This window comes from Streptomyces sp. MZ04 (assembly GCF_004684775.1).
In the GTDB taxonomy this organism is placed as follows: domain Bacteria; phylum Actinomycetota; class Actinomycetes; order Streptomycetales; family Streptomycetaceae; genus Streptomyces.
Map to the genome: position 1 here is coordinate 1 of NZ_SRIC01000153.1, position 19577 is coordinate 19577.

Annotated in this window: 20 protein-coding genes; 7 read left to right on the forward strand and 13 right to left on the reverse strand. The window is 70.7% G+C overall.

The annotated features are described in order from the left end of the window. The first annotated feature begins 289 nt into the window (after positions 1–289). Complete coding sequence (locus E2651_RS26915) at positions 290–820, forward strand: TetR/AcrR family transcriptional regulator (protein WP_348541672.1); 531 nt, start codon at positions 290–292, stop codon at positions 818–820. A 21-nt stretch (positions 821–841) separates the two neighbouring features. Here the strand turns inward: E2651_RS26915 and E2651_RS26920 are convergent, their stop codons facing one another. Beyond that, positions 842–2419, reverse strand: a complete 1578-nt coding sequence (locus E2651_RS26920) for an amidase (RefSeq protein ID WP_135333817.1) — start codon at positions 2417–2419, stop codon at positions 842–844. Next, positions 2419–2706: a hypothetical protein gene (locus E2651_RS26925; protein ID WP_135333818.1), complete on the reverse strand. Its 288-nt coding sequence runs from the start codon at positions 2704–2706 to the stop codon at positions 2419–2421. Before E2651_RS26925 ends, E2651_RS26920 begins: the two co-directional genes overlap by 1 nt. A gap of 146 nt (positions 2707–2852) precedes the next feature. Here E2651_RS26925 and E2651_RS26930 point away from each other — a divergent pair, with 146 nt between their 5' ends. Further along, positions 2853–3986, forward strand: a complete 1134-nt coding sequence (locus E2651_RS26930; protein ID WP_135333819.1) for an alpha/beta fold hydrolase — start codon at positions 2853–2855, stop codon at positions 3984–3986. Here the strand turns inward: E2651_RS26930 and pcaD are convergent. The 7 genes from pcaD to E2651_RS26965 form a co-directional block, all read right to left on the reverse strand. Next, positions 3911–5032, reverse strand: a complete 1122-nt coding sequence (gene pcaD / locus E2651_RS26935; protein WP_167828902.1) for a 3-oxoadipate enol-lactonase — start codon at positions 5030–5032, stop codon at positions 3911–3913. The genes E2651_RS26930 and pcaD overlap by 76 nt on opposite strands. Next, positions 5029–6369, reverse strand: coding sequence for a 3-carboxy-cis,cis-muconate cycloisomerase (gene pcaB, locus E2651_RS26940; RefSeq protein WP_135333820.1), 1341 nt, complete (start codon positions 6367–6369; stop codon positions 5029–5031). The genes pcaD and pcaB overlap by 4 nt, the downstream gene beginning before the upstream one ends. Next, positions 6366–6920, reverse strand: a complete 555-nt coding sequence (gene pcaG / locus E2651_RS26945) for a protocatechuate 3,4-dioxygenase subunit alpha (protein WP_135333821.1) — start codon at positions 6918–6920, stop codon at positions 6366–6368. Before pcaG ends, pcaB begins: the two co-directional genes overlap by 4 nt. Next, entirely contained in the window at positions 6920–7690 is a 771-nt protein-coding gene (gene pcaH, locus E2651_RS26950; RefSeq protein WP_135333822.1) for a protocatechuate 3,4-dioxygenase subunit beta, read from the reverse strand. The genes pcaG and pcaH overlap by 1 nt, the downstream gene beginning before the upstream one ends. A gap of 93 nt (positions 7691–7783) precedes the next feature. Next, entirely contained in the window at positions 7784–8986 is a 1203-nt protein-coding gene (locus tag E2651_RS26955; protein WP_135333835.1) for a thiolase family protein, read from the reverse strand. A gap of 2 nt (positions 8987–8988) precedes the next feature. Then, positions 8989–9660, reverse strand: coding sequence for a CoA transferase subunit B (locus E2651_RS26960; RefSeq protein WP_135333823.1), 672 nt, complete (start codon positions 9658–9660; stop codon positions 8989–8991). Beyond that, a complete protein-coding gene (locus tag E2651_RS26965; RefSeq protein WP_135333824.1) occupies positions 9660–10442 on the reverse strand; it encodes a CoA transferase subunit A in 783 nt (260 codons plus the stop codon). Before E2651_RS26965 ends, E2651_RS26960 begins: the two co-directional genes overlap by 1 nt. A gap of 174 nt (positions 10443–10616) precedes the next feature. Here E2651_RS26965 and E2651_RS26970 point away from each other — a divergent pair, with 174 nt between their 5' ends. Then, entirely contained in the window at positions 10617–11084 is a 468-nt protein-coding gene (locus tag E2651_RS26970) for a MarR family transcriptional regulator (RefSeq protein WP_135333825.1), read from the forward strand. 2 nt (positions 11085–11086) lie between these two features. On the opposite strand, the gene E2651_RS26975 is transcribed toward E2651_RS26970, so the two are convergent. Together E2651_RS26975 and E2651_RS26980 are read right to left on the reverse strand one after the other, a co-directional pair. Next, complete coding sequence (locus E2651_RS26975; RefSeq protein WP_135333826.1) at positions 11087–12040, reverse strand: DUF3048 domain-containing protein; 954 nt, start codon at positions 12038–12040, stop codon at positions 11087–11089. A 75-nt stretch (positions 12041–12115) separates the two neighbouring features. Then, a complete protein-coding gene (locus tag E2651_RS26980; RefSeq protein ID WP_135333827.1) occupies positions 12116–13900 on the reverse strand; it encodes an FAD-dependent oxidoreductase in 1785 nt (594 codons plus the stop codon). A gap of 243 nt (positions 13901–14143) precedes the next feature. Between E2651_RS26980 and E2651_RS26985 the strand changes: the two genes are divergently transcribed. Together E2651_RS26985 and E2651_RS26990 are read left to right on the forward strand one after the other, a co-directional pair. After that, the gene (locus E2651_RS26985; protein WP_135333828.1) at positions 14144–14428 is read left to right on the forward strand and encodes a hypothetical protein; all 285 of its coding nucleotides are present in this window, start codon (positions 14144–14146) and stop codon (positions 14426–14428) included. Between the two features lie 139 nt (positions 14429–14567). Beyond that, positions 14568–14795, forward strand: a complete 228-nt coding sequence (locus E2651_RS26990; protein WP_135333829.1) for a hypothetical protein — start codon at positions 14568–14570, stop codon at positions 14793–14795. 59 nt (positions 14796–14854) lie between these two features. Here E2651_RS26990 and E2651_RS26995 read toward each other — a convergent pair whose 3' ends face one another. Then, positions 14855–15916, reverse strand: a complete 1062-nt coding sequence (locus E2651_RS26995; RefSeq protein ID WP_135333830.1) for an ATP-dependent DNA ligase — start codon at positions 15914–15916, stop codon at positions 14855–14857. 73 nt (positions 15917–15989) lie between these two features. On the opposite strand from E2651_RS26995, the gene ligD reads away from it, so the two are divergent. Continuing rightward, complete coding sequence (gene ligD / locus E2651_RS27000; RefSeq protein ID WP_135333831.1) at positions 15990–17003, forward strand: non-homologous end-joining DNA ligase; 1014 nt, start codon at positions 15990–15992, stop codon at positions 17001–17003. Between the two features lie 41 nt (positions 17004–17044). Here ligD and legP read toward each other — a convergent pair whose 3' ends face one another. Then, a complete protein-coding gene (gene legP / locus E2651_RS27005; RefSeq protein WP_135333832.1) occupies positions 17045–18907 on the reverse strand; it encodes a Dot/Icm T4SS effector Zinc-dependent metalloprotease LegP in 1863 nt (620 codons plus the stop codon). Positions 18908–19008: 101 nt separating this feature from the next. On the opposite strand from legP, the gene E2651_RS27010 reads away from it, so the two are divergent. After that, positions 19009–19350, forward strand: a complete 342-nt coding sequence (locus E2651_RS27010) for a hypothetical protein (protein WP_135333833.1) — start codon at positions 19009–19011, stop codon at positions 19348–19350. The last annotated feature ends 227 nt before the right edge of the window (positions 19351–19577 follow it).

Consider the following 19577-nt stretch of genomic DNA (forward strand, 5'->3'; position numbering starts at 1 on the left):
GGGATGCGTCATGGCGAGTCCTGAACGAGTAGGTGTGGAACGTGCGGCTGAAACGAGTAGGCGTGGAACGTGCGGCTGACGCATCTGAACTGTACTGGCTAGTTCATGTGAACTCAACTGTTCAGTTCAGTTGGCTGGTAGGGTGCGACGCATGAGAAGCGAGGGAAGAAGTGAGGGAAGCGGCGCGGGGCGGGGCGGGGGGCCTACGGGGCCGCGCGCGGAACGTAAGCGCGAAGCCATCGTCCGGGCGGCGCGCTCACTTTTCCTCCGTGACGGGTTCGGCGTCGGCATGGACGCCGTCGCCGCCGAGGCGGGCGTGTCCAAGGTGACCGTCTACAACCACTTCGGCAGCAAGGAGGCGCTGTTCACCGCGGTCATCGCGGGCGCGCTCGACGAACCCCTCGCCGCCTCCTCGTCGGTGGCCGCCCTCGACGGCCTCGCCGAGGCGGACGACCTGCGCGGGGCGTTCCTGAACGCCGCCCGGATCTGGGTCGACGCGGTCCGCGGTGACCAGGAGATGAAGGCGCTGCGCCAGCTGGTCGCCAGGGAGATCCACCGCTTCCCCTCGCTGGGCACGGCATGGGAGCACCACGGCCCGGAGGGTCATCACCCCGCGATCGCGGGGGCGTTGCGCGAACTGTCCGACCAAGGCAGGCTCGCGGTCCCGGACTTGGAGGCCGCGGTCATCCAGCTGTACTCCCTGCTGGTCTTCCCGCACCTGGTCTTCGGCTCGTACGGAACCGACATCAGCGACGATCTGACGGAGCGTCTGATCGTCGCCGGTGTCGACATGTTCCTGGCGTGCTACGGCGCGGAGTAGCGCCCGGCCCACCCCGTCCGCTCAGGCCGACTGCTCGGCGGCTTCACCCGCGCTCAGCCGCGGCCGGGCCGCGGCCGCCTTGCGTCGGTCAGCCCCGGCCGGTGCGGGATCGGCGGGGCGCCGTGTATGCCAGTCGGTCACCGCCTGGTACGCCGCCGCGACTTCGAGCAGCCGGTCCTCCTCGTACGGCAGGCCACCGATGATCGTGCCGACCGGCACGCCCCGGCCGTCGAAGCCGATGGGCAGGCCCAGTTCGGGAAGGCCCACGATGTCGAAGGGGACGGGGCCGGTCTGCAGGACCACGTCGCAACGGGCCAGCACGCCGTCGAGGATCTCGCGCAGCAGATGGTTCTTGGCGCGCTGGGCGGTGATCCACTCGTCGCCCGAGAGCAGCAGCCCCTGCAGCCAGCTGAGCACCGAGACACCGAACTTGGTGAGGTCCTCGCGCAGCCAGTGCCGGAACGGCTCCGTCCGCTCGGGCAGGCGCGCGGCGTTGAACGCGCCGGTCAGCACCTCCCAGTCAGCCGGATAGGTGACATCGACGAGTGTCGCGCCCGGGATGCCGGACAGCGTGTCGAGGAAGGTCCTGCGCAGGGCGAGCACGTCGCCCTTGGCGGCGCCCAGGAAGTCGGCCGGTACCCCGATCCGCGTCGCCCGGCGCAGCCGCACCTTTCCGCCGCGCGAACGCACCGGCGTCGCCGCCCGTACGTAGTCGGGCGCGGCGGGCAGCCCGAGCGTGCGCGGATCGTGGGCGTCCGCGCCCGACATCACCGCCAGGACGATCGCCGCGTCCAGCGCGTCGCGGGCCAGCGGTCCCGCGTGATCACGGGTGTACGAGAGCGGGATCACCCCGTACAGCGAAACGCGCCCCATGGTGGGCTTGAGCCCGGTGAGGTTCTGCTGATTGGACGGGTTCACGATCGAACCGCCGGTCTGTGTCCCGATCGACGAGCTCGCCATCCGCCCCGCCACCGCGCACGCGGGACCCGTCGACGAACCGCCGGGATCGGTCGAAGGATCATCAGGCGTCCACGCGTTGACGGTGGTGACGGTGCCGTTCGGCGTGGTCGCCCGGGTGGTGGCGAGCGGGCCCATCTGCCCCTTGCCGAGCAGAACCGCACCCGCCTCCTTCAGGCGCGCGACGGCGGTGGCGTCACGGTCGGGCACGAAGTCCTCGTACACGAAGGAGTTGGCGCGCGTCGGCACGGCCCGGGTGAAGTAGTTGTCCTTGACGCAGAGCGGGATGCCGGAGAGGACGCCGGAGGGATGCCGGTCCGCGCGGTGCGCCGCATCGAGCGCGGCGTCGGCCGTCACCTCGGCGTACGCCTGATAGGTGGAGTCGAAGCGTTCGATACGTTCTGTCTGCGCCGCCACCAGGGCCGCCGACGTCAGTTTGCCGCGCCGCATGAGAACCACCGCTTCGGCGAGGGTGGCCTCCGTCGGGTCGGCGCGGGCCGCGTCGCGGACGTCGATGTCGGGGACGCGCGCGGCGGGTGCAGGACCGGCCGCGGCGGCGAACGGCGCGAGGGGCGTCCCGGCGGCGACGGCCGCCGAACTCGCCAGGAACACCCGGCGATTGAGCGCACGCCGCTCACTCATCAGGCACCCGCCCTGCGCGCGGCGCCGGTCCGATGGCCCTCCGCCACGGACGGATAGATCAGCGGGGGAGCGGCCTGCTGCGCGTAGGCGGGTGTACCGCCGGGCGTCCAGTCCGCGAGCGCGGCGGGCGTGGACTTCACGAAGGCGCGCAGTGAGCTCAGGGCCTGCGCGCGGCTCGGGGAGCCGGTGCCGGGGTCCGGCTGCTCGGGCAGCTGGTCGATGTCGACGCCGGCGAGGGCGAGCCGGGTGCGGATATAGGCGTCGAGCTGGTCATCACCCAGGTCCATCAAAGGAATCTCCTGTCACAGGTGTCTCATCAAGCAATCAACTACCCATGCGTTAAACAGCGATTGAGGCCCGGCTGCGCCCGTGTTACGCCACCCGAAACCCATCCGAAACCACCCCAAGGCGCCGCCTGCCTACACTCCGGCCCATGGCGCGGATCCTGCCCTTTCAGTCCCGGCGGCTTCCCACCGACGACGAGGGCGGGGGCACGCTGCGGTTCCGTACGGTGCACGGCTACCGGCGCGCGTACCGCATCGCGGGTGAGGGGCCCGCGATCCTGCTGATCCACGGCATCGGCGCGTCTTCGGTGACCTGGGCGCCGCTGATCGCCCCACTGGCCCGTACGCACACGGTCATCGCCCCGGACCTGCTCGGTCACGGCGCGTCCGAGAAGCCACGCGCCGACTACTCCGTGGCGGCGTACGCCAACGGGGTCCGTGATCTGCTCGGCGTACTCGGCATCGAGCGGGTCACGCTCGTCGGGCACTCGTTCGGCGGTGGCGTCACGATGCAGTTCGCCTACCAGTTTCCCGAGCGGGTCGAGCGGCTCGTCCTGGTCAGTACGGGAGGCGTGGGGCCGCAGGTCAGCCCCATGCTGCGGGGGGTCTCGCTGCCCGGCGCCGCGCTGCTCCTCTCCCTGCTCGAACTGCCCGGCGCGGACCTGCCCGTGCGGGCGGCCGTCGGGCTGCTCCGGCTCCTCGACACCGGGCTCGGGCAGGACGCGCCCGAACTGATCGGCCTGGTCGATGCGTTGCCGGACGTCTGGGCGCGGACCGCGTTCATCCGCACACTGCGGTCGGTCGTCGATTGGCGGGGGCAGGTGGTGACGATGCTGGATCGCTGCTACCTGGCCGAGGGGATGCCGACGCTGCTCGTGTGGGGCGACCGGGACAGCGTGCTGCCGGCCGACCACGCGTTCACCGCGCATCAGGCGATGCCGGGCAGCCGCCTGGAGATCTTCGGCGGGGCCGGGCACTTTCCCTTTCACGCCGATCCGGCGCGGTTCGTGGGTCTTGTGGAGGAGTTCGTCCGGGGGACGGCGCCGGCGGACTGGAGCGGAGGTATCGCGAAGCGAGTGAGCGCAGTGCGACGTAGGAGAGGTAGGAGAGGTAGGAGAGGTAGGAGCGGGGGACCTTGGACCCCCACCGTGGCTCGGTCTCCTGGCGGCTCCGCCCCCAGACCCCCGCTCCTCAAACGCCGCAGGGGCTATTCGTTGCTCTCCTCCGCCAGCACCCGCTGCGCCACCGCGAAGGCGGAATTCGCCGCGGGCACCCCGCAGTAGACCGCGGTCTGCATCAGCACCGCCCCGATCTCCTCCGGACTCAGTCCGTTGCGGCGAGCCGCTCGTACATGCATGGCCAGTTCCTCGTAGTGGCCGTGTGCGACCAGCGCCGTCAGCGTGATCATGCTGCGTTCGCGGCGCGCCAGCGTGGGGTCGGTCCAGATCTCGCCCCACGCGTAGCGGGAGATGAAGTCCTGGAAGCGCGCCGTGAGAGGCGTGGTGTTCCCCTGTGCGCGGTCCACGTGCGCGCCCCCGAGGACCTCACGCCGCACCGCCATCCCGCTCGCCGCCGCCCCGCCGAAGTGCCCCCGCAGCGCGGCGACCACCGCGTCGGGACGCTCCGCCGGGGCCAGATGCGAGGCTCCGGCCAGCTCGGTGAGGGACGCGCCGGGCACCGCGTCGGCGATCTCCCGCGCGTGGGCCGGCGGCGTCGCCGGATCCTCGCGGCCCGCGATGACGAGCGTGGGCGCGCCGACCTTCGGCAGCACACCCCTGAGGTCGTACGCGGCGAGGGCGTCGCAGCACGCCGCGTACGCGTCGGGGTCGGTGTTCCGGTGGTCGTCCACCAGGCCGGGGACCGTGAACCCGGGGGTGAACCAGCGCTGCGGCGCGGTCTCCGCGAGCGCGGCGAGGCCCTCGCGGCGTACGAGTGCCGCGCGCTCCTCCCATGGCGCGAACCCGCCGAAGTGCGCCGACGAGCAGATCACGGCGAGGCTCTCGATCCGCTCCGGGTGGTGCACCGCGAGATGCAGGCCGACGGCGCCGCCGAGCGAGACACCCGCGTACGCGAAACGGTCGATGCCCAGGGAGTCGGCGAGCGCCAGGACGAGCTCCGCCAGGTCGGCGACGGTCGCCCCCGGGCCGATCAGATCGGCCCGCGACGTGCCGTGGCCGGGGAGGTCCCAGCGTACGACCCGGTGAGCGGTGGAGAGTTCGGGCGCCACGGCGTCCCACAGGGCGGTGGAGGTGCCCAGGGACGGGCCGAGGAGGAGAGCGGGCGCGGTCGGGGCGCCCTCGACGGTGTGGTGCGGCAGCTCGGTGCTCAACGTCGCTCCAGGGCTCGGTCGGTGAGGGCGCCGGCGGAGCCGGTGTATCGGGCGGGGTCGGTGAGTTCGGCGAGGTCGATCCCCGCGAGGTCGACGTCTTGGCGCCCGGCTTCCTCGGCCAGCACGTCCGCGAGGGACCGGGCCTCGTCCCGCGTACGGCGTGCCGCCGATGTGAGGAGTTCCTTCGCGCGCGCCCGGCCGACGAGCGGCGTCAGCTCCGCCGTCAGGCGCTCGGAGACGATCAACCCGTGGGTGAGGGCGAGGTGTTCGCGCATGGTGTCCGCGTGCACCCGGAGGTTCTCGGTGAGCTCCGCCGCGTCCCGGCTCGCCCCGCCCACCGTGCGCAGGAGGTCGCGAAGGGCCTCCCACTCCGCGTGCCACGCACCCGCGGGGCGTTCGTCCTCGGCGGCCATGGAGGCGAGGAGCGTGGCCGCGAGGGAGGGCGCGCGGCGCGCCGCCGCGGCGATCAGGGTGGAACGTACGGGGTTCGCCTTGTGGGGCATGGCGGAGGAGCCACCGCCGGCCCCTTCGGAGACCTCGGCGATCTCCGTACGGCCGAGCGTGAGGATGTCCACCGCTGCCTTCCCCAAGGCGCCCGCGGCGAAGGCAAGGGCCGAGGCGAGGTCGGCGACGGGCGTGCGCAGGGTGTGCCAGGGCAGCCCGGGTTCGGCGAGCGACAACTGCCGGGCATAGGCCGAGACGAGCCCCGCGCTCCCGCCGTACGCCCCGAACGCCGCCAACGTCCCTGCCGCGCCGCCCAGTTGCACCGGCAGCGACGCACGCACCGCCGCCACCCTGTCCCGTGCGTCGAGGACCAGAGATCGCCAGCCCGCCGCCTTCAGACCGAAGGTCGTCGGGACCGCGTGCTGGGTCAGTGTGCGGCCCGGCAGCACCGTGTTCCGGTGTTCGGCGGCGAGGCGGGCCAGTGCCCGTTCCGTGCGGGCCAGGTCGGCGAGGAGCAGGTCGAGGGCCCGGCCCGCGATCAGCATCATCGCCGTGTCCATGATGTCCTGACTCGTCGCGCCCCGGTGCACGTACGGCGCCGCCGCTTCCGGCACCGCCGCCGTCAGGTCCGCCACCAGCGGGATCACCGGATTGCCGCCGGTACGGGCGCGCAGCGCGATGTCGCGTACGTCGAAGCGGGCGGCGTCCGCCGCGGCGCCGATCGCGGATGCCGCATCCGCCGGGGCGAGGCCCGCCTCCGCCTGGGCGCGGGTCAGCGCCGCCTCCGCGTCCAGCATCGCCTGCAGGAAGGCCACATCCGACACCGCGGCCTCGGCGGGGGAGCCCGCACGCCCCGGGGCGAGCAGGCCGTTGTCGTAATCCGCTGAACTCACTCGAACTCCAGGAACACCGTTTCGCCCTCGCCCTGAAGGCGGATGTCGAAACGGTACGTGCGGTGCGCCTCGGGGCGCGTGATCAGCGTCGCGCGCCGCCGCGCGTCGAGCGAGCCGAGGAGGGGGTCGCCCGGCTCGTCGGTCAAGTAGGCGCGCGTGTACAGGTGGTGGAGCAGGCCGCGCGCGAAGACGGCGACCGCGATGTACGACACACCGCCCGGCGGGAGCGTACGGATCGCCCAGTGGCCGTCCGCGTCGGTCGGCACGCGGCCGAACCCGGTGAAGGCGACGCCGTCGCGGCCGATCACCTCGCCCGTGACCGGGTCGTGCCGCAGCGATCCCGGCGCTCCCGTGCGGGAGCCGTCGGGCGCGGGCTGCCAGGTCTCGATCAGGGCGTCGGGCACGGGGTTTCCCGCGCCGTCGTACACGTACCCGTGCAGGGTGATCGCGTCCGGGTGCCCGGCCGGCGCGACCTCGCCGCCCCGCGGGAAGGGCAGCGCGTAGCCGTAGAACGGGCCGACCGTCTGGGAGGGCGTCGGAGCGTACGACATCAGTGGTTGCCGCCTTCCTCGAAGAGCGTCGCGGACGGGCCGTCGAGGACGATGTCCCAGCGGTAGCCGAGCGACCACTCGGGGGTGGAGAGATCGTGGTCGTACGTCGACACCAGGCGCTGCCGCGCCGCCTCGCCCGTCACCGACCGCAGCACCGGGTCGTAGGGGAACAGCGGATCGCCGGGGAAGTACATCTGCGTCACCAGACGCTGGGTGAACGCCGTACCGAAGAGCGAGAAGTGGATGTGCGCCGGGCGCCACGCGTTGACGTGATTGCGCCACGGGTACGCGCCCGGCTTGACGGTCGTGAAGGAGTACGTCCCGTCGTCATCGGTCAGACAGCGGCCGAAGCCCGTGAAGTTCGGGTCGAGCGGCGCCGGGTGCTGGTCGAGCTGATGGGCGTACCGGCCCGACGCGTTGGCCTGCCACAGCTCGACCAACTGGCCGCGCACCGGCCGCCCTTCACGGTCGAGGACCCGGCCGGACACGGTGATCCGCTCGCCGAGCGGCTCGCCCTGGTGCTGTCGGGTCAGATCGCGGTCGAGCGCCGTGATGTCGGTGACGCCGAACGCGGGCCCGCTCAGCTCCACCGCCTCCGGGTCGCGCAGCGGGATCAGCGGCTGCTTCGGGTGACGGAAGTGGCTGCTGCGGTACGGGGGATAGTCGCGCGGCGGGTGGTCGGCGGGCGCCGCCGAGGCCTGCGCCTTGGCGACCTCGGTGTCTATCTCCCGCTGGCTCAGCCCGTCGGGCAGGGGTTCGGTGAGGGTCATGTCTCTCGGCTCCGTGAGTACGGGGTGGTGCTGGTGAGGGCGGAACTGGTGAGGGCGGAACTGGTGAGGGCGGAACTGGTGACGGGCGATGGATCAGCGTTCGAGGACCAGCGCGAGGCCCTGGCCGACGCCGATGCAGAGGGTGGCGACGCCCGTGCCCGAGCCGCGCCGGGCGAGCTGGTGGGCGACGGTTCCGGTGAGGCGTGCGCCGGACGCGCCGAGCGGATGCCCGAGTGCGATGGCGCCGCCCTGCGGGTTCAGGACGGCCGGGTCGAGGTCCGGCCACTCGGCCGCGCACCCCAACACCTGTGCCGCGAAGGCCTCGTTGAGCTCCAGCGTGCTCAGGTCGCCGAAGGATCTGCCTGCCTTCGCGAGGGCGCGGTTGACGGCCTCGACCGGCGCGAGGCCGAAGTAGTGCGGCTCGATGGCGGAGACTCCGGACGCCGAGACGCGGGCCAGCGGGTCGCGGCCGGTCGCTTTCAGGCCCTCCTCGTCGACCAGGAGCAGCGCGGCGGCGCCGTCGTTGAGCGGCGACGCGTTGCCGGGCGTGACCGTGCCGTCCGGGGTGCGGAAGGACGGCTTGAGCTTGGCCATCGCCTCCAGGGACGCGTCGGCGCGTACGCATTCGTCGCGCTCGAAGAGGACGGGTTCACCCTTGTGCCGCGGGACGGCGACCGGCGCGATCTCGGCGTCGAACAGGCCGTCCTTCTGTGCCCGCGCCGCCTTGTGGTGCGAGGCGAGGGCGTACGCGTCCTGCTGTACACGGGTGATCTGGTGCTTGTCCGCGATGAGTTCGGCGCTCTCGCCCAGCGGCACGGTCCACTGGGGTTCCATCTTCGGGTTGACCATGCGCCAGCCCAGGGTGGTGGAGTAGAGCTCGGTGTGCCCGGCGGGGAAGGGCCGGTCGCTCTTGGGGAGTACGTAGGGTGCGCGGGTCATCGACTCGACGCCGCCCGCCACGGCGATGGAGGCGTCGCCGAGCGCGATGGCGCGGGCGGCCTGGATGACGGCTTCGAGGCCGGAGGCGCAGAGTCGGTTGACGGTGACGCCGGGGACGGTCACGGGCAGCCCCGCAAGAAGCGCGGCCATCCTGCCCACGTTCCGGTTCTCCTCGCCCGCGCCGTTGGCGTTGCCGAAGTAGACGTCGCCGATCAGGGATGGGTCCAAGTCCGGTGTACGGGCGAGGAGTTCGCGGATGGCGTGGGCGCCGAGGTCGTCGGGGCGGACGCTCGCGAGGGCGCCGTTGTACTTGCCGACCGGGGTGCGCACGGCGTCGACGATGTAGACGTCACGCAGGCTCATGACGGGAATCCTTCAGAGACGACTTCAGGAACGGCGTCGGGGACGTGGACCTCCGCCGCGGTCTTGGCCGTGATCTCGTCCACGGAGACGCCGGGCGCCAACTCGACCAGGTCCAGGCCGGTTTCGGTGACGTCCAGAACGCCGAGGTCGGTGATGATCCGGTTGACGCAGGCCTTGCCGGTCAGCGGCAGCGCGCACTCCTCGAGGATCTTGGGGGAGCCGTCCTTGGCGGTGTGGGTCATCGCCACGATGACCGTCCGCGCCCCGTGCACCAGGTCCATCGCCCCGCCGATCCCGGTGATCATCTTGCCGGGGATGGCCCAGTTCGCCAGGTCGCCGCCCGCGGAGACCTGCATCGCGCCGAGCACCGCGACGTCGATGTGACCGCCGCGGATCATCCCGAAGGAGAGCGAGGAGTCGAAGTAGGAGGCGCCCGGCAGGACCGTCACGGTCTCCTTGCCCGCGTTGATCAGGTCGGGGTCGACCTGCTCCTCGGTGGGGTAGGGGCCGACGCCGAGGATGCCGTTCTCCGACTCCAGGACCACCTGCACCCCCTCGGGCAGATAGTTGGGGATCAGCGTCGGCAGGCCGATGCCCAGGTTCACGTACTGACCGTCGCGCAGCTCACGCGCGGCCCGCGCGGCCATCTCCTCACGCGTCCAGGCCATCAGCTGCTCACCGTCCCTCGTGCCGGAGGCGCGGACATCGTGCGCCGTTCGATGCTCTTGTCGGCGGCCTGCCCGGGGGTCAGCGCCACCACCCGCTGCACGAAGATTCCCGGCAGGTGCACGGCGTCCGGGTCGATCTCGCCCGGCTCCACCAGCTCCTCCACCTCGGCGATCGTGATCCGCCCTGCCATGGCCGCCAGGGGGTTGAAATTGCGGGTGGACTTGTTGAAGACGAGGTTCCCGTGCCGGTCGCCCTTCGCGGCCCGTACGAGCGCGAAGTCCGTCCGGATGCCGTGCTCCAGGACATAGGAGACACCGTCGAACTCCCGGACCTCCTTGGCCGGCGATGCCACCGCCACCCCGCCCTGGCCGTCGTATCGCCAGGGCAGCCCGCCCTCGGCGACCTGCGTGCCCACGCCGGCGGGCGTGTAGAACGCGGGGATGCCGGTGCCCCCGGCCCGCAGCCGCTCGGCGAGCGTGCCCTGCGGGATCATCTCCACCTCCAGCTCACCGCCCAGGTACTGGCGGGCGAACTCCTTGTTGGCGCCGATGTACGACCCGGTCACGCGGGCGATCCGGCCCGCCGAGAGCAGCACCGCGAGCCCGGTCTCCATGGCGCCGCAGTTGTTGGACACCACGCTCAGGCCCGAGACGCCCCGCTCGTACAGCGCCCGGATCAGCTCGTTCGGCACTCCGCTGAGGCCGAAACCGCCCACGGCGAGCGACGCTCCGTCCCGCGCGTCGGCCACCGCATCGGCGGCCGAGGCCACCACCTTGTCCATCCGTCGAGCCCCATCTCTTCCAGGCCTGCGCTCTTTCCCAGACCTTCGATGCCTGCCCCATCCATTAATCAGGGCACTGACTATTTCTACGAGGTTGAACTCACGCTGCCACTCGTTCCCTAAGCCGTCAAGGGCGAGTATTGTTCAGTGCACCCACGGAAAACGGAGGCACTCATGGCCGCGGTGGACCTGACCACCCACCCCGGGCACCTGGCCCGGCGGCTGCAGCAGGCGCACTATCTGCTGTGGAACACGATGGTCTCCGAGGAGATCACCTCGCCGCAGTTCGCCGTCCTGAACGCGCTCGTCGCGGAGCCCGGCCTCGACCAGCGGACCGTCGGCGAGCGGGTCGGCCTCGACCGGTCCACCATCGCCGAGGTCATCAGCCGCCTCATCCGCCGTGAGCTCCTCGACAAGGTGCGCGATCCGCAGGACGGGCGCCGCTATCTGCTGCACCTCACCGAAGAGGGCAAGCGCACGCACCGGAAGCTGACCGTGCGGACGGCCCGGATGAACCAGGTGTTCCTCGGTCCGCTCTCCGCCGATGAGCAGACCGTGTTCTTCGATCTGATCCAGCGGGTGTCGGACGCGGCGGAGGGCCTCCGCCATCCCACGGAGACCCTCGCCGCCGGCAAGGCCTGAAGTCACGCCTTCGCGTAGACCACCCAGACCTGCCCCTTCGCGAACGGCAGCGGCTCGCCGTCGGGCGTCGTGAACTCCGTGCCGTCCTCCGCGTCGGACCGCTCCCAGCGCGCTTCGTAGGCGCGACCGTCCCTCAGGACCTGCGCCTTGCCGGATCCAACCGTCTCGGTGAACGGGGTGTTGTTCCCGGAGCGGTCGTGGAAGCGGGACTCGCGCACCTTCGCGTACTGCACGACGACCGTCGACGCCGCCAGGTTCTTGCCGTCGCTCGTGATGGCCCGTTCCCCGTCCATGGCGATCAGCCAGCGCTCCTGCTCGGTCGACCAGGTGAAGGTGAACCGCGCCGCCGGGAAGCGGACGGTGCGCTCCTGCTCCGGGGTGCCGCCGTCCTTCGGGCGCGGGCCGAAGACGAAGCCCGTGCTGGACAGGCCGTCGCCGTCGCCCTTCTCCAGGCCGAGGGCTTTCGGACGTACGAAGAGATTGTGCGGAGCCGCTCTGTTGCCGTCGCGGAAGTAGGCGTCGGCGGGCGCCTTGCCGGGCGTCTGGCCCCGCAGCGGTGCGTCGGCGATCAGCGGCAGCAGCTTCGACTGTGCTCCGGAGAACGCGAGCACCGGGTCGTCGAACTGGCGCAGGAGCTCCAGGTCCGTCTCGCGCGCGCTGCGCACCGGACCGACGATCGACGGCAGCCGATCCGGATCGCCGTAGACGGCCATCAGCCGGCTGAGCCCGGCCTCCACCTGCTCCGCGTACACGACGTCCGCCGCGTCGAGCCCGGTCTGCGGGCGCGCGGGGCCGACGTTGTCGATCTTCACCGCGAGCACGGGGCCGCCGCCCGACCCGTCCGACGGTGCCTTCCCGTCGCCTCCGGAGTTGTCTCCGAAGGTGCAGCCGGGCGCGAGGGCGATGACGGCCGCTGCCGCCACCGCCGTGCGCCGTATGTATGTCCACCGTCCCATGCGGACCACCTACCCCGTCAGGCCCTGCCTTCAGCCTACGTCGACGGGTTCAGCTTTCCGCCTCCGTCGACGGGCTCAACCCAGATCGAGGGCGTTCGGCAGGCCGAGCCGGTAGCGGGTGCGGTCGTGGCGCTTGAGGGCCTCGACCGCCGGAACGCGGTACAGGGGAGTCACCGTGCAGCGTTCGGCATCCGAACCCACCCGCTCCAGGAGAGCGTTCACCGCCTGGCGTGCCGAGGTGTTGGCGCCCTCCATCGTCGCGAGGTCGATCGGTACGGCCACGTAGTCGCCCGCCAGATAGAGATTGGGGATCTTCGTCGCGGCCGACGGACGGTTGTGGAAGGTGCCGACGGGGTGGATGAGGAGCTCGTCCTCGTTGGTCGGGTTCGGTGTCCCGAGGCCGTCGACGCCCGGGTCGAGGAACCACGAGTGCAGCTTGCCGTCGCTCAGGACGGTCTTGCCGGTGTCGTTGAGCGCGGCCTTCAGCTGCGCCCACACCTCCTTGGCGACCTCGTCACGCGTGCACTGCTTGGCCGTCTTGCCGTACAGGATCCCCGGCTTGTCCCACTCGGAGATGTCCACGGAGAGGCACTCGACCGCGACGCCGTCCCCGTAGTCGGCGGGAAAGTCGCGGTCCGGCCAGTGTCCTGCCTGCGCGATGCCGGTGAGCGACCACGGAGAGTCGATGCAGTTGAAGTGGCCGTTGACGATGGGCGGGTGCTCCGTCAGATAGAACTGGATGCCCGTCATCCAGTCCGTCTCCAGCTTGTCGCAGCGCGCCAACTGGGGGTCAGCCGCCTTCATTTCGCCGCTCCACGTCTTGCGCGCGTGCTCCACCGGCATGGCCTGGACGTAGTGGTCGGCGGTGATGTCGTGGCGTACGCCGTCCGGGTCCTCGACGACGGTCTTGGTGATCCGGCCGCCCGCGAAGCCCAGGTCGCGCACGTTCCAGCCCATGCGGAACTCGACGCCCAGCGACTTCAGATGGGTCACCCACGGGTCGATCCACGCCTCGTTCGTCGGCGCGTTCAGGATCCGGTCGGGCGGGCCGTCCGCGCCCTGGCCGAGCGCGTTGAAGACGAAGGCCTCACCGAGCGTGCCGACGGTGCGGGTGCTCGCCTCCTCGGCCTTGGTCGCCACGATGTTGCGGGTGACGCCGATGACGAGGATGCGCTGGTAGTCCTTCGACATCTGCTCGGCCCGCGTGAACTCCCACCAGGGCGTCGACTCCCAGGTGTCGTCGCGGCGCTCGTCGCAGCTGGTGAGGAAGACCAGGGCGCGGTTCACGAAGTACGCGGCCTCGTGGGCCGGCAGGTTGAAGGCGGTGTCGAGCAGCGCGTTGAGCGCCCGCCGGATGTCGTCGAGCGTGAGCTGCTCCGGCTCGCTTCCCGGCCAGGGGATCGGCATCCGGAGGTCCTCGCGGCCGGTGCGCGCGAACGACATCTCGTGCGGCGCGGCGAGGTTGTCCCACACGCCGTTCGCGTTCCCGGGGAACGGGATGCGGCGCATCGTGTCCGGGAGGTTGTGGTAGATCCCGGGGATGAAGCGGAACCCGTGCTCGCCGGGCAGCGGCTTGCGGTTGCCCTTCGCGCTGTTCGGTACGTCCATGCTGCGGGCCTTGCCGCCGAGCGCCCGGCGCTCGTAGACCGTGACGGCGAAGCCGCGCTCGGCCAGTTCATGGGCCGCCGTCAGACCGGCGACACCGCCGCCGAGCACGGCGACCGACTGCTGTGCCCGCGGGCCGCGGTCGTCGGCCATGGCGGGCAGCGCCCCCACGCCGAGCGCGGCCGCGCCACCCGCCGCGGCCGCCCCCGCGACGAACGTACGCCTCGTACTGCCCCCGGCTCCCGAGCGCCCCATGTCCCGTCCCCCTTACCGTTGGTAACTCCCGTATCAGGCGCAGGAGCTTACGGTCGCCGCCCCTGGTGGGGAAGCGGCATGAGGTGGCGGGCGTGAATGTTGGCGTGATTGTGCCGCCGATCTGATCGATGCCCCGGTCATGGCCGGCCGTCCACCAGTAGCCGCCGTACTCCCCGAGTCCAACCCGCTGCGGGAAGACGGGAGTTGGCGTGGATGAGCCGACGATCCAGCTAGCCTGCTCGTATGGAGGGATGGTCTGTTGCGGCGGTTTCGGCTGCTGTGGGCTTTGTGGGGGCAGCGGCGGGAGCCCTCGGTGCGGCGCTGGGCATGCGGTACCGCCGCCGCGACGTGCGCTTGCGCACGATGCAAGACGCCGTTGCCGATTCAGTCTTTCGCGGACGTGACCTCACCGACGAGGAGCGGGAGAAGATCCGGCAATTCCTCGCGAGGGAACGCGACGAGGCCGACACCGAAGAGTGGTGGGTCGTAGGAGAACCCCCGGAATCCAGTGAGCGTCGCGATGTCTAAGGCGAGGCTTCGTAAGCAGCGCATCACTCATGAGGAGTTCAGCGGGGCCAGCATCGCCGGACTCGTTGTGACAGTGGGCTACAACCTCGGGCCCGCTACGTGGCCGGGCAAAGTATGCATTTGGTCGTCCCCTGTCCTGGTGCTGCTCCTGCCCATTCTCTTTGCCGCTGCCCTCAACCGGATCGACAACCGACTCGTCGACTCGCAGTACAGGAAGTACGTCAAGGAGCTCAAGAGGATGGTCAAGGACGCGACGAACCCAGAGCACCGGGCGGAGATCGAGAAGATGCTGCACGCAACCGAGAAGGACCAGGCGCAGAGGCTTCGCAAGCTTGCTGCCAGTCAGTACGAGGAAGCTTCCGAGTAGCTCGCCCACGGTTGCTCCGAGCCAACCGCTGTGCGTCTCCGGTAGCCGGACGTACCTGGCTACCGCAGCACATCCGCCAGGTCGTACCGGACCGGCTCCTCCAGCTGGGTGAACGTGCAGCTGTCAGGGGTCCGGTCCGGCCGCCAGGTGCGGAACCGCGCCGTGTGCCTAAAGCGCTGCCCGCCCTCCATGTGGTCGTACGCCACCTCGCAGACGCGGTCGGGACGCAGCGGCACCCAGGAAAGATCCTTCTTGCCCGACCAGCGGCTCGGGGCGCCCGGCATCCGGGACGTCTGGTGCGCGGACTCCTCCGTCCAGGCCGCCCAGGGGTGCCCTTCGACGGACTCCATCCGCAACGGCTCCAGCTCCTCCACCAGCTCGGCCCGCCGCTGCATGGAGAACGCCGCGCAGACACCGACGTGCTGCAGGGTGCCCCCGTCGTCGTACAGACCGAGCAGGAGCGAACCGACGATGGGGCCGCTCTTGTGAAAGCGGTAGCCGGCGACCACGCAGTCCGCCGTGCGCTCGTGCTTGATCTTGAACATGAGGCGTTCGTTCTGCCGGTAGCGCAGGTCGAGCGGCTTGGCGATGACCCCGTCGAGGCCCGCCCCCTCGTACTGCTCGAACCACTCCCGCGCCAGCTCCGGGTCCGTGGTGGCGGGCGCGAGATGGACGGGGGCGGTGACCCCGTCGAGGGCCTCGGTCAGGCGGGCGCGCCGGTCGGTGAGGGGAGCGTCGAGCAACGCCTCGTCGCCGAGAGCGAGCAGGTCGAAGGCCACGAACGAGGCCGGGGTCCGCTCGGCGAGCGTCCGCACGCGCGACTCGGCGGGGTGGATGCGCTCGGTGAGGGCGTCGAAGTCGAGCCGCCCGTCCCGCGCGATGACGACCTCGCCGTCGAGCACGCAGCGCTCCGGCAGACGCTCCCGCAGCGCCTCGACCAGCTCGGGAAAGTACCGGGTGAGGGGCTTGCCCGTCCGGCTGCCGATCTCCAGATCGGCACCGTCACGGAAGACGATCGCCCGGAACCCGTCCCACTTGGCCTCGTACTGCATGCCCGGCGGGATCCTCGCCACGGGCTTGGCGAGCATGGGCTTGACGGGGGGCATCACCGGCAGATCCATGGCTCGATTCTGATCCCGTACGCCCTTCCCCGCCCGGTATGCGACTTTTGCCCGCTGCGCCTAGCGTGACGGCATGGCTGGTAAAGCGGTGGAGCTCGACGCGGGCGGGCGGATGGTGCGGCTCTCCAGCCCCGACAAGATCGTCTTTCCGGAGCGGGGCTTCACCAAGCTGGACGTCGCCCAGTACTTCATCGCGGTCGGCGACGGGATCGTACGCGCCCTGCGGGACCGTCCCACGACGCTCCAGCGATTCCCGGAAGGCGTCGCCGGCGAGTTCTTCTACCAGAAGCGCGCCCCCAAGAACCTCCCCGACTGGATCCCCACCGGAACCATCGCCTTCCCCAGCGGCCGCACCGCCGACGAGATCTGCCCGACCGAGATCGCCGCCGTCGTCTGGGCCGCCCAGTTCAACACCCTCACCTTCCATCCCTGGCCGGTACGCCGCGACAACCCCGACCACCCCGACGAACTCCGCATCGACCTCGACCCGCAGCCCGGCACGGACTACGCGGACGCGGTGCGCGCCGCGCATGAACTCCGGGCTGTCCTCGATGAGTTCGGGCTCCAGGGCTGGCCCAAGACGTCCGGCGGGCGCGGCATCCACGTCTTCGTGCCGATCGAGCCGCGGTGGAACTTCACCGGCGTACGACGTGCCGTGATCGCCTGCGGACGCGAGCTGGAGCGGCGGATGCCGGACGCGGTCACCACCGCCTGGTGGAAGGAGGAGCGGGGCGAGCGGATCTTCGTCGACTTCAACCAGACCGCCCGCGACCGCACCATCGCCTCCGCCTACTCGGTCCGCCCCCGGCCGAACGCGCCCGTGTCGGCGCCCCTGCGCTGGGACGAGATCGACGACGCCGTCCCGCAGGACTTCGACATCGCCAGCATGCCGCACCGCTATGCCCAAGTGGGCGATGTGCACGCGGACATGGAGAAGCACGCCTTCTCCCTCGACGCCCTCCTCGAACAGGCCGACCGGGACGAGCACGACCGGGGGCTCGGCGACATGCCGTACCCGCCCGAGTATCCGAAGATGCCGGGCGAGCCGAAGCGGGTGCAGCCGAGCCGGGCGAAGCACGAGGAGTGACCCGGCCGGAGCGGCGGCACCCGCCGAGCGGCTCGGAGCGGTCAGTCCTTGAAGCTCGTCAGGGTTCCGCCGAGCGATTCCCAGCCCTGGACGCTGGGTCCCCAGGCTTTTCCGTCCCACCACTTGTGGAACAGCGTGGAGTCCGTGCCGGTGACGAACAGGTCAAGGCGGTTCGGCTCCCAGGCGACGGCCGCCGGCGGACTGGTGCAGATGCCGCCGAGGGATTCCCATCCCGTGACGCTCGGACCCCAGGAGTTTCCGTCCCACCACTTGTGGTGCAGGGCCGAGTCCGCGCCGATGACGAACAGATCGAGCCGGTTGGTTCCCCACGCCACCGCGGCGGGCGTTCCCTTGCAGATGCCGCCGAGGGATTCCCAGCCCTTGATGCTCGGGCCCCAGGCGTTTCCGTCCCACCATTTGTGGTGGAGCGCGGAGTCGGCGCCGATGACGAACAGGTCGAGGCGGTTCTGCCCCCAGGACACCGCGGCGGGCGTTCCCTTGCAGATTCCGCCGAGGGATTCCCAGCCCGTGATGCTCGGGCCCCAGGCGTTTCCGTCCCACCACTTGTGATAGAGCGCGGAATCCGTGCCGATCACGAAAAGGTCGAGTCGATTGGCGCCCCAGGAGACGGCGATCGGCTTGGTCATGCAGATTCCGCCGAGGGATTCCCAGCCCTTGACGCTTGGGCCCCAGGCGTTTCCGTCCCACCATTTGTGGTGGAGCGCGGAGTCCGCGCCGACCACAAAGAGATCGAGGCGGTCGGGGCCCCAGGAAATCGCCTCGGGCGCACTGGTGCAGAGGCCGCCGAGCGATTCCCAGTCCTTGACGCCGGGTCCCCAGGCGTTTCCGTCCCACCACTTGTGATGGAGTGCGGAATCCGCGCCGATGACGAACACGTCGAGCCGGTCGTGCGCCCACGCGATGGACGTCGGAGGGCTGGTGCAGATGCCGCCGAGGGATTCCCAGTTCTTGATGCTCGGGCCCCAGGCGTTTCCGTCCCACCACTTGTGGTGGAGCGCCGCGTCGGTGCCGATGCCGAAGACGTCGAGCCGGTCCGACTCCCACGACACCACGGGCCCGGAGGCCGGCGAGGGGCCGTACATCGCGTGCACGGCGGCGATGTCGTCGGTGCTGAGCCCCGAACGCTGACCGATGCTGACACCTTGCACGGACGGCACGATGGTGTCCTGGCCGTTCTTCGAGAAGGCGTCCCGCGGGTAATGCATGATCGAGCCGTAGTCGTAGGCGCCGACGTCGTCGCCATCCGATATGTGCTGGTCGAAGTTGTGCTCGAAGCCCTGGGTGATGTTGGCCCAGACGATCGTGACGAACGTGTCCCTGTCCTCACGGCTCTGCTCGTGCCACAGGCCGATCGCGTGCCCGATCTCGTGAATGCAGTTTCCCGTCGAACAGCCTCCTGCCAGCGTGATGTTCTGCGATCCGCCCTGCCGGCCCACGAACGAGGAACAGCCACCGCCCGGCACGAACCGGACGAAGTCGCTGAACTGCCCCTGATTGGCGGGCGTGCGCCGAACGAACCGCATCCGGGTACGGCTCTCCCAGTGCGCGATCGCGTCGGTCACCCGCTGCTGGTTCGGCAGCGCCGAGTCGATCTCGAACGGCACCAGAGCGTTGGCCCAGCGGAATTGCTTTCCGCTGATGGCGACCGCCGACTGCGGAACCTTTCCCTCGGACTCCGCCTTCAGTTCCGAAGTGCGGCGCTCCACCTCCGCCACCGTACCGAGCACGATGTCGCCCTCGAAGACCGCGAGCCCATCGATGTTCACGTACTGGACAGGCTTGGTCTGGAAACTGACACCGTCGATCAGACCGGTCTGCACATCACGCGAGGACCGGAATTCCCCGTGTCCCTCACCGGCAACTCGCGACTCCGAAGCAGGCATCCTGTTTCTCCCTCGCTGCTGACTTCCCGCCCCGCGGTAAAGGGCGCTATTTTGCGGAAAGTAGTGGCGGACATGGAGACCAACAAGGGCTGGGCGAGCGTATGCGCAACGTAGAAATCGCTGTCCGTCTCGCGCCGGGGACGAAGGCGCCGCAGGGCGCGGTGACCCTGCGCGCGCAGGTCGAGGAGATCACCGCCGCGGACGCGCCGGCACGCGTCGTGTCCCGCGTGGTGGAGCGGGGCGTGGACCTCGCCGATGCCCCGCACCTCACCCTGGAGGTGCCGCCTCCCGACCCCCGGGCCCGCTACACGGTCCGTGTTCATGCCGACCTCGACGGCTCGGGTGTGGTCGCCCCCGGCGACTTCGTCTCGGTCCGCGGCAACCCGGTCCTCACCCACGGCAGCCCGGACGCGGTGGCCGTGGAGGTCTCACCGACCCGGTGAGTGCCTTTCCGGTACGGCGAAGGCATGGCCGGAGTGCCCTGGATGCCTTCGCGGGTCCCGCGCCCGGGGAGGTCAGCCGGTGCCCTGCGGGGCGAGCGCGGCGGCGATGCGGCGGCACCTCCTCAGCAGGACCTCGTCATCGGCACAGGCATCGCGCATGATGCCGCGGGAGCCGGTGTTGTTGTGGCGGCGGGTGGCGGCCAGCTCCTCGCGTATCAGGGGGAGGG

Coding starts and splice junctions, on each gene's coding strand:
- E2651_RS26970 (WP_135333825.1), top strand. CDS start 10,617: ATGGCCGCGGTGGACCTGACCACCCACCCCGGGCACCTGGCCCGGCGG.
- E2651_RS26975 (WP_135333826.1), bottom strand. CDS start 12,040: ATGGGACGGTGGACATACATACGGCGCACGGCGGTGGCGGCAGCGGCC.
- E2651_RS27010 (WP_135333833.1), top strand. CDS start 19,009: ATGCGCAACGTAGAAATCGCTGTCCGTCTCGCGCCGGGGACGAAGGCG.
- ligD (WP_135333831.1), top strand. CDS start 15,990: ATGGCTGGTAAAGCGGTGGAGCTCGACGCGGGCGGGCGGATGGTGCGG.
- E2651_RS26960 (WP_135333823.1), bottom strand. CDS start 9,660: ATGGCCTGGACGCGTGAGGAGATGGCCGCGCGGGCCGCGCGTGAGCTG.
- E2651_RS26915 (WP_348541672.1), top strand. CDS start 290: ATGGACGCCGTCGCCGCCGAGGCGGGCGTGTCCAAGGTGACCGTCTAC.
- pcaG (WP_135333821.1), bottom strand. CDS start 6,920: ATGTCGTACGCTCCGACGCCCTCCCAGACGGTCGGCCCGTTCTACGGC.
- E2651_RS26995 (WP_135333830.1), bottom strand. CDS start 15,916: ATGGATCTGCCGGTGATGCCCCCCGTCAAGCCCATGCTCGCCAAGCCC.
- E2651_RS26980 (WP_135333827.1), bottom strand. CDS start 13,900: ATGGGGCGCTCGGGAGCCGGGGGCAGTACGAGGCGTACGTTCGTCGCG.
- legP (WP_135333832.1), bottom strand. CDS start 18,907: ATGCCTGCTTCGGAGTCGCGAGTTGCCGGTGAGGGACACGGGGAATTC.
- E2651_RS26925 (WP_135333818.1), bottom strand. CDS start 2,706: ATGGACCTGGGTGATGACCAGCTCGACGCCTATATCCGCACCCGGCTC.
- E2651_RS26965 (WP_135333824.1), bottom strand. CDS start 10,442: ATGGACAAGGTGGTGGCCTCGGCCGCCGATGCGGTGGCCGACGCGCGG.
- E2651_RS26930 (WP_135333819.1), top strand. CDS start 2,853: ATGGCGCGGATCCTGCCCTTTCAGTCCCGGCGGCTTCCCACCGACGAC.
- pcaH (WP_135333822.1), bottom strand. CDS start 7,690: ATGACCCTCACCGAACCCCTGCCCGACGGGCTGAGCCAGCGGGAGATA.
- E2651_RS26920 (WP_135333817.1), bottom strand. CDS start 2,419: ATGAGTGAGCGGCGTGCGCTCAATCGCCGGGTGTTCCTGGCGAGTTCG.
- E2651_RS26985 (WP_135333828.1), top strand. CDS start 14,144: ATGGAGGGATGGTCTGTTGCGGCGGTTTCGGCTGCTGTGGGCTTTGTG.